Source organism: Micromonospora sp. D75 (assembly GCF_018070405.1).
Classification (GTDB): domain Bacteria; phylum Actinomycetota; class Actinomycetes; order Mycobacteriales; family Micromonosporaceae; genus Micromonospora; species Micromonospora chalcea.
In genome coordinates this window covers 1-5,853 of sequence record NZ_JAGPXV010000374.1, presented here as the reverse complement: position 1 = coordinate 5,853, position 5,853 = coordinate 1, and the positions used below count along the sequence as shown (strand labels likewise).

Genomic DNA, 5,853 nt, shown 5'->3' with positions numbered 1-5,853 from the left:
GGGGTAGGCGGCGCGGACGACTGTTGGTCGACGGGAGGGAAACCGGTGGGATATCGGGCACGCGACGGTGAGGAGCCGGTCGATCCGGCGCACGCCGAGGACGAGGCCGGGCAGGTTCCGCTGGTGCAGACGGCCGCGGACACCGACGTGCCGGCGCCCGCGCCCGGCGTGCCGAAACCGGACGAGGTGACCGAGGACGACGGCTCCGGCATGGCGGGTGGCGCCTCCGGCAGCAGCTCGGGCGGCTCCTCGATGCCGACCCACCCGGACGCGGCCCGCGGACGGGACGCCGCCGGCTGAGCAGGCGCGAGCACCGGCCGGACACCAGGCCACCCGAACGTTTGCCGTCACCCGCTGCGGGCAGGAGTGCGACATGACCAGTGAAGAGTCCTTCGGCCGCGCGGCCGACGAACCCGACGGCGTGACCGCGTACGAGGCGTCCCTGCGCCCGCCGGGCGAGTCCCTGCACACCACCGACGACACCGGTGACGACGTCGCCGACCTGCCCGCCGAGGACCGCCGGTCCGCGCGGGAGGTCAGCCGCGCCGGCTACGACGTCGACGCGGTCTCCGGAACCGGCGACCCGTCCGAGGAGCCGGAGGAGATCGAGGAGGGCCGGCCGCTGCGCTGACGCGTGCGCGGGGCGACGGCCGTGCCGCTCCGCGCCTCGGTCATGCCCCGGTTCGCCAGCGCGTCCGCGCGTTCGTTCTCCGGGTGCCCGTTGTGGCCCTTCACCCACAGCCACGTCACGTCGTGCCGGGCACAGGCCGCCTCCAGCGCCTGCCACAGGTCGGCGTTCTTCACCGGCTGCTTCGCGGCGGTCAGCCAGCCGTTGCGCTTCCACGAGTTCAGCCAGCCGGTGATGCCGTTGCGCACATAGGTGCTGTCGGTGTGCAGCCGTACCGTGACCGGGCGGGTCAGGCTCTCCAGCGCCCGGATCGCGGCGGTCAGCTCCATCCGGTTGTTGGTGGTCGGGGTGGCCTCGCCGCCGCACAGCTCCCGCTCGTGCCCGCCCCAGCGCAGCACCGCGCCCCACCCGCCGGGCCCGGGATTGCCGCTGCACGCGCCGTCGGTCCAGATCTCCACGACCCGGCCGGTCTCCGCCTCCGCCATGCCCGGCAACCTACCGGGTACGCGAGCACGCGGGACCACCCGACCCGCCGCGCGCGGCTACCGTGCCGGCATGACCACTCCCCCGGACTTCGCCACCCTCTGCAACTTCCGGGACCTCGGCGGCTGGCGGACCGGCGACGGCCGCACCGTCGCCCGGGGCCGCCTCTACCGCTCCGACTCGCTGGCCAAGCTCGCCGGTGACGACCTGCAGCAGTTCGCGGCGCTCGGCGTCCGCACCGTGATCGACCTGCGCTACCCGTGGGAGATCGCCGACCGCGGCCGGGCCCCGGAGAGCCTCGGCGTGACCTGGCACAACCTGAGCATCGAGCACCGGCCGTACGTGCAGGCCGACATCGATCCCGACGTGGACCCGTGGCGCTACCTGGCCGACCGGTACGCCGAGGTGGCCGAGGACGGCGTGGCCGAGCTGCGCCGGGCGGTCGAGGTGATCGCGGACGGCGAGCATCCGCTGGTGTTCCACTGCGCGTCCGGCAAGGACCGTACCGGCCTGCTCGCCGCGCTGGTGCTGTCCCTGCTGGGGGTGGACGACGACCAGATCGCCGCGGACTTCGCGCTCACCGAGCACGCCACCGACCGGCTGGTCGCCGAGTGGCGGGACCGCAACGGCGGCGCGACGCCGGGCTGGCCCGCGTACGGGCGGGCGCCGGCCGAGGTCATCCGGCTGGTGCTGGCCGACCTGAGGGCCGCACACGGTTCCGTGCACGGGTACGTGACCGGCCGGCTCGGTGTCGACGCGCAGACGATCGACGCGCTGCGGGCCCGGCTGCTCACCGGCGACACGGACCCGCTGCCGACCCAGGGCACCACCGGCGCCACGCCGACGACACTCGCCCGCTGAGCGCCGCCGCCCGGCCGAGCACGCAGCGACGGAGAACCGGCGGCCGAAAAGCGAGCGACGGCGGCGCGGCGGTCTGGCACGCTGCGAGATCGTGGACACGCGGTGGGACGGCCTGCGGGCCGAGGTACGGGACACGATCGACGAGCTGGTCTCCTCCGGCCGGGAGGCCGGTGTGCAGGTGGCCGCGTACCTGGACGGGGTGGCGATCGTCTCCGAACACGCGGGGCTCGCCGACACCACCACCGGACGGCCGATGACCGCCGACACGCCCGTGCACGCGGTCTCCACCGGCAAGGGACTCACCGCCACCGTCGTGCACGTGCTCGCCGAGCGGGGACGGCTCGACTACGACCTGCCGCTCGCCGCGGTGTGGCCGGAGTTCGCCCGACACGGCAAGGACGCCATCACGCTGCGGCACGTGCTCACCCACACCGCCGGCCTGCCCGCGCTGCCCGCCGACGTCACGCCGGAGGACTTCACCGACTGGACGCGCATGTGCGAGCTGCTCGCAGACGCGCGGCCGCTGTGGGAACCCGGCGAGCGGCTCGCGTACCACGCCTGGACGTGGGGGTGGCTGCTCGGCGAAGTGGTCCGGCGGGTCACCGGCGCGCCCGTGTCGCGCGTGCTCGCCGACGAGGTGGCCGGGCCGCTCGGCGTGGACCGGGAACTGTTCCTCGCCGTACCGGAGGCGGACCTGGCCCGGCTGGCCCGGCTGGAGGACGCCGGCCTGTCCGCGCTGATGACCTGGGCCGGGGCGAACCTGCCGCACTTCGACGCGGTCGCCCCGCCAGCGGTACGCCCCGACACCGTCATCGGTTCCCGCCCCGACGTGCTGCGCGCCGACGTGCCGTCGGTCGGCACGATGAGCGCCCGCGCGGTGGCCCGGATGTACGCGGCGCTACTCGGCCCGGTCGACGGGGTACGGCTGATCTCCGCCGCACGGATGCGGGAGGTGTCCGCCCCGGCGGTACGCGCCCAGGAGTGGGTGTTCGGGCAGGAGAGCACGTTCGGGCTCGGGTACGCGGTCGAGGACGACGGATCGTTCGGCACCGCCGGTAGCGGCGGCAGCCTCGCGTTCGCGTACCCGGATCTGGGGTTGACGGTGGCGGCGGTGCGCAACCGGCTCGGCGCGGGCGACGGCGACCCGATGGAGCAGCTGCGGGCGCTGGTGCGCGACCGCGTCGCCGAGGCGACCGGCCACCGGAGCTAGCGGCGCAGGCGGGCCCGCAGCCGGCCGGCCGCGTCGCCGAGCACCGCGCCGGTCATCGGCAGCAGCGGGCTGGACCGCATCACCGCCAGGTCCTCGGCCGGGCTGGTCACGCCGTCGAGGAACCGCAGCACCCGCTCCGCCGGGTTGCGGTCGAACAGCCGCTCGAAGAACTCCACCCCGCCGACGTGTCCCCGGTCCAGCGCGCGCAGCGCCACCGCGTCCATCCACAGGTGCCGCCCCGGGTACGCGGGCGCGGGCACCGGCGGACGGCCGGCGGCGAGCGCCCGGGCCACCTGGTCGGCCTGGCGCAGCATCGCGGAGAACGTGAACCCGGTGGACGGCCGGGTCGCCCCACCGGCGGTGCCCAGCCGCACCACCCGCGGGCTGGGACGGGGTTCGAACGGGCCGTCGGTCATCGGGATCACGCCGTCCTCGACCTCCCGCACCCGCAGCGCGGTCAGGTCCAGCCCGAGCAGGTCGGCGTAGCCGCGCAGCGCCGTGTCGTAGCCCGCGTCGTCGAGCAGTTCCGGCCCGAACTCGGTGTACTCGACCAGCGCGAACCGGTCGTCGACAGGCAGCACGTACCCGAAGGAGACGCCGCGCTGCGGCTGTGGGGTGCGGAAGTCCATCAGAACGGCCCGCTGCGGATCGAACGTCGGCCGGTCGGCGGCCAGCCACCAGCCCCGGAAGTGCTGCAACCAACTGGTCCGCCCCGGTCGTTTCGGCCGCCGTGGCCGCGAGTCGAGCACCCACCCGGCCCGCACCAGCTCACGCCCCTCCGGGTCGCGGACAGTGACCCGCTCACCGTCGTCGTGCAGCTCCCCCGCCGGAGCGCTGATCCGGACCGCGTCCAGCCGCCGCTCGGCCGCGGCAGCCCGGTCGTAGACCGGGGCGGAGCGCAGCATGGCGTACCGCAGCGGGTCGAGCGTGAGGACGCGGCGGCCGGCGCGCGTGACCACGTCGACCTGCGACCAGCTCGCGCTCAGCAGCGGATCCAGGTCGTCGCCGGGCAGGCCCCAGAACGCCCACGTGCGGTCCTGGCCGCGTTTGTGCACCGGGTCGACCACCGCGACCCGCAGCCCGGTCACGCCGTGGCGGTCCAGCGCGGCCAGGACCAGGGACGCGGCGCCGCCGCCGCCGACCAGCGCGAGGTCGACGTCGACCGCTGAGGATGCCTGCACCCGACCACGCTGTCACATCGGCGGGCGCGGCCCTCGGCCGACCCGCGCTCAGGCCACCGGGGCGGGCTCCTGCGGGGCCGGCTGGGCGTAGGCGGCGGCCACCGTCGCCCGGTCGAAGACCCGCCACGTCGCGGCGATCACCGCGACCGCCACCACGAAACCCACCCAGTACGGCGCGGTGATGCCGAACCGGGCCGCCACCACACCGCCCAGCAGCGCGCCGACGCAGTTTCCGCCCGCCGCGACGAACAACGTGGTGCTGCCGACCCGGCCCATCAACGCGGGCGGGGTGAGCCGCTGCCGCAGCGAGTTCGCCACGATGTTCCACAGCGCGCTGTGCGCCCCGAACGCGAACAGCGCGAACCCGACCACGGCGGCGCTGCGGGACGCGGCCAGCGCCAGGTGCAGTCCCGCCTCGACCAGCAGCCCGGTCCGCACCGTCCAGGTGGGCGTGATCGCGGCGATCAGCCGGTCCCCCACCACCGAGCCGAGCACGCCGCCCACTGCCATGCAGGTGAACAACGCGCCGTAGCCGACCGAGCCGAGACCCAGCCGTTCGGTGGCGAGCAGCACCAGCACCGCCACGGCGGCGGTGAGCGTGACGTTGAGCAGGCCGATCAGCACGGTCATGGTGCGCAGCAGCCGCTGCCCCCACAACCAGCGGAACCCCTCCGCGACCTCCGCCCGCGCCGAACGCCGCCCGTCCGGCGCCGGCCCGGCCCGGTACGTCCCGGCGAGCAGCCCGACCAGCACGGCGCTGAGCGCGTACGTGCCGGCGTTGAGCGCGAACGGCAGCGACGCCGCCAGCACGAACAGGAACCCGCCGAGCGGGCCGGCGATCATGTTCTGCATCACCTGGGTGCCGCCGCCCAGCCACCCGTTGGCGCGTTCCAGCAGCGAGCGCGGCACCACCGCCGGCAGCACCGCCTGCGCGGCGGTCCGGAACACCACCTCGCCGGTGTTCACCACGAACAGCACCGCGTACAGCAGCGCGATCCCGGCCCGGTCGGCCAGCATCGCCGCCGCGAGCACGGCGAGCGCGCCGACGCGTACCCAGTCGATGAGCACCATCAGCCGCCGCCGATCCACCCGGTCGGCCAGCACGCCGCCGGGCAGCGCGAACAGCAGCCACGGCAGCCACGACACCGCCGCCCCGGCCGACACCACCAGCGGATCGTCGGTGAGCGACGCCACGTACAGCGGCGCGGCCACAGTCGCCGTCCCGCTGCCCAGCGCGGACAGCGTGCTCGCCGTCCACAGTCGGGCGAAGCGCCCGCCGAGCCGTTCCCCCGTCACGGCGAGGCAACCTACCAGCGGCGACGAACCCTGCCGACCGGTTTATCCGGGCGGCGGGAGTTGAGGCGGGCCGCCTGCCGGTTCAGGTGGTCGCGTTCGGCCAGGCTGGCCGCGCGACGGGCCGCGTCGGCGTACAGGCCGGCTGCCCGGTCCGGGTCGCCGTCGCGTTCGTGCAGGTACGCGGCCACCGCCGT

7 protein-coding genes and 1 pseudogene are annotated in these 5,853 nt (G+C 75.3%); 4 read left to right on the top strand and 4 right to left on the bottom strand.

Features of this window, described 5'->3' with window-relative positions; translation table 11 throughout:
* Window positions 1-45: 45 nt before the first annotated feature.
* Together KBX39_RS20795 and KBX39_RS20790 are read left to right on the top strand one after the other, a co-directional pair.
* Window positions 46-300 (top strand): preprotein translocase YidC, encoded by a 255-nt coding sequence (locus tag KBX39_RS20795; RefSeq protein ID WP_113972750.1) that lies wholly within the window; start codon window positions 46-48, stop codon window positions 298-300.
* 73 nt (window positions 301-373) lie between these two features.
* Window positions 374-631: a hypothetical protein gene (locus tag KBX39_RS20790; RefSeq protein ID WP_210872059.1), complete on the top strand. Its 258-nt coding sequence runs from the start codon at window positions 374-376 to the stop codon at window positions 629-631.
* On the opposite strand, the gene rnhA is transcribed toward KBX39_RS20790, so the two are convergent.
* Complete coding sequence (gene rnhA, locus KBX39_RS20785) at window positions 550-1,113, bottom strand: ribonuclease HI (RefSeq protein ID WP_069088650.1); 564 nt, start codon at window positions 1,111-1,113, stop codon at window positions 550-552. The two genes, KBX39_RS20790 and rnhA, sit on opposite strands and share 82 nt — an antisense overlap.
* 70 nt (window positions 1,114-1,183) lie before the next feature.
* Between rnhA and KBX39_RS20780 the strand changes: the two genes are divergently transcribed.
* Both KBX39_RS20780 and KBX39_RS20775 read left to right on the top strand, forming a co-directional pair.
* Window positions 1,184-1,972, top strand: a complete 789-nt coding sequence (locus KBX39_RS20780) for a tyrosine-protein phosphatase (protein WP_069088649.1) — start codon at window positions 1,184-1,186, stop codon at window positions 1,970-1,972.
* Between the two features lie 91 nt (window positions 1,973-2,063).
* Complete coding sequence (locus KBX39_RS20775) at window positions 2,064-3,182, top strand: serine hydrolase (RefSeq protein WP_210872057.1); 1,119 nt, start codon at window positions 2,064-2,066, stop codon at window positions 3,180-3,182.
* On the opposite strand, the gene KBX39_RS20770 is transcribed toward KBX39_RS20775, so the two are convergent.
* From KBX39_RS20770 to KBX39_RS20760, 3 genes and pseudogenes are all read right to left on the bottom strand, one after another.
* Entirely contained in the window at window positions 3,179-4,363 is a 1,185-nt protein-coding gene (locus KBX39_RS20770) for a lycopene cyclase family protein (protein WP_210872055.1), read from the bottom strand. The genes KBX39_RS20775 and KBX39_RS20770 overlap by 4 nt on opposite strands.
* Window positions 4,364-4,411: 48 nt before the next feature.
* Entirely contained in the window at window positions 4,412-5,659 is a 1,248-nt protein-coding gene (locus KBX39_RS20765; protein WP_043323888.1) for an MFS transporter, read from the bottom strand.
* An 11-nt stretch (window positions 5,660-5,670) separates the two neighbouring features.
* Window positions 5,671-5,853 (bottom strand): annotated as a pseudogene (locus KBX39_RS20760) (hypothetical protein); the annotation flags it as partial.